This is a genomic window from Pseudomonas cichorii (assembly GCF_003700275.1).
In the GTDB taxonomy this organism is placed as follows: Bacteria; Pseudomonadota; Gammaproteobacteria; order Pseudomonadales; family Pseudomonadaceae; genus Aquipseudomonas; species Aquipseudomonas cichorii_B.
In genome coordinates, this window is sequence record NZ_RBRE01000050.1 from 1 (window position 1) to 2,679 (window position 2,679).

Sequence of the window (2,679 nt, forward strand, 5' to 3'; positions counted from 1 at the left end):
TACGAGTGCTTTGCACCGCTGATTTCCGGTGGCTGCATCGAAGTGGTCAGGAACGTGCTGGCTCTGCAGGACGGCGAGCATGACGTCACGCTGATCAATACTGTGCCTTCGGCCCTTAAAGCGCTGCTGGAATCTGGCGGCCTGGGGCAGGGCGTACATACCGTCAACGTCGCCGGTGAAGCGTTGAAAGGCTCCTTGGTCGAGAAGCTGTTTGCCGAAACCAGCGTCAGACGCCTGTGCAATCTCTATGGCCCATCGGAAACCACGACCTATTCCAGTTGGGTCGCAATGGATCGCGAAGACGGCTTTGCATCCCATATCGGCAAACCGGTGGCCAATACCCGGTTCTATCTGCTCGATGAACACCGTCGGCCAGTGCCGCTGGGTGTTCCTGGTGAAATCTATATCGGTGGAGCCGGTGTGGCGCGTGGTTACCTGAACCGTGACGACCTGACTGCCGAGCGTTTCCTGGCTGATCCATTCAACGCCGGGGCGCGGATGTACCGCACCGGCGACCTGGGTCGCTGGCTGGCGGACGGCAATATCGAATACCTGGGTCGTAACGACGATCAGGTAAAAATTCGTGGCTTCCGTATCGAACTGGGCGAGATCGAAGCCAAGCTGGCGCGCCATCCTGCCGTGCAAGAAGCGGTGGTCATGGCTCGCGAGGACGTGCCGGGTGACAAGCGTCTGGTGGCGTATTTCACGGCCATCGAAGATATCGATCTGGACAGCCTGCGTTCTCATCTGCAAAACCAGTTGCCGGACTATATGGTCCCGGCAGCCTATGTCCATCTGGAAGCACTGCCGCTAACCCCCAACGGCAAGCTGGACCGCAAGGCATTGCCAGCACCGGACCAGCAAGCCCTGATCAGCCGTGGTTACGAAGCCCCACAAGGTGAAACCGAAACCACATTGGCGCAGATCTGGGCTGAAGTGCTGCAGGTCGAGCGCGTCGGGCGGCATGATCACTTCTTCGAGCTGGGCGGACATTCGCTGCTGGCCGTGACCCTGATCGAGCGTATGCGTCGCAAGGGGCTGTCGGCCGATGTGCGAATCCTGTTCAGCCAGCCGACGGTTGCTGCACTGGCCGCTGCCGTGGGTCATAACCGTGAAGTCGTGGTCCCGGCCAATCTGATCGGGCCGGGCTGTACCCGCATTACTCCCGAACTGCTGCCGCTGGCCAGTCTCGACCAGAGTGCACTGGATCGCATCGTGGCGACCGTGCCGGGTGGTGCAGCCAATGTGCAGGATATCTATCCGCTGGCGCCATTGCAGGCCGGGATTCTTTATCACCACGTCACTGCATCCCGGGGCGATCCCTATGTGCTCCAGGCGACCTTCACGGTCCGGGATCAGGCACGTATCGAAACCTTTGCCACGGCCCTGCAAAAAGTCATCGACCGGCATGACACCTTGCGTACCTCGGTGGTCTGGGAAGGACTGGAAAGCCCAGTGCAAGTGGTCTGGCGCCAGGCGCAACTGGACGTGCAAACCCTTGAGCTGAATCCTGAGGATGGTGATATCGCCATCCAGATTCGTGAACGACTCTCTACCCGGCATCACCGTCTCGACCTCGGCAAGGCGCCTCTGCTGCGTCTGGCCTGCGCCCATGATCCAGCCGACGGGCGCTGGATCATGCTGCTGATGTTCCATCACCTGGTTCTGGATCACACCGCGCTTGAGGTTGTGCGCCATGAAATGCAGGCATTCATGCTTGGCGAAGGCGATTCGCTGCCGGTTGCCATGCCTTACCGCAATTACGTGGCCCAGGCCTGCCTGGGATTGAGCGAGCAGGAGCATGAAACATTCTTTCGCAGCCAGCTCGCCGATATCGAAGAGCCGACCCTGGCATATGGTCAGGCCAGTGTTCGAGACGACGGCACGGGCATCGAGGAAGCGCGCATCGCGCTGGATGACGGGCTGAGCCAGCGTGTGCGGGCTCAGGCGCGGAAACTGGGCAGCAGTGCAGCCAGTGTCATGCATCTGGCCTGGGCTTTGGCCGCCAGCGCGGCTTGTGGTCGCGATCAGGTAGTATTCGGTACGGTGCTGATGGGCCGGATGCAGGGGGGCGAGGGCTCGGATCGTGCTCTGGGCATGTTTATCAACACCTTGCCGCTGCGAGTGGATATCGATGGGCGCAGCGTGGTTGAAGGGGTGAAATCCACTCATGCGCGTCTTAGCGCGCTGCTCGGCCATGAACACGCCTCGCTGGCTTTGGCCCAGCGTTGCAGTGCGGTTGCTGCACCTGCGTCGCTGTTCAACTCCTTGCTCAATTATCGCCATAGTGCAGTTGATGTGACTTCCGGGCAGGCGTTGTCGGCCTGGGACGGTATCGAAAGCCTGAGTAACGAGGAACGCACCAACTATCCGCTGACCCTTTCAGTAGATGACCTGGGTAGCGGTTTTGCCGTGACGGCGCTGGCCATGGTGGAAATTGGCGCACAACGGGTTTGCGACACGCTGCTGTGCGCGCTGAACAATCTGATCGATGCGCTGGAGAACCATCCGGCTACCGCGCTTCAGGCCATTACCGTTCTGCCCGAAGCCGAACGCGAGCAATTGCTGCATGCTTTCAACGACAGTGCGACGGACTATCCACGCGACAGCTCCGTGCATGGCCTGTTCGAGGCGCAAGTCGCTGAGCAACCGACTGCCCTGGCAGCGGTGCATGGCGAA

Annotated in this window: 1 protein-coding gene; it reads left to right on the forward strand. The window is 60.5% G+C overall.

Features of this window, described 5'->3' with window-relative positions; translation table 11 throughout:
- Positions 1-2,679: condensation domain-containing protein (locus tag ALQ04_RS13730; RefSeq protein WP_147466599.1), on the forward strand; the 2,679-nt coding region annotated here is incomplete at both ends.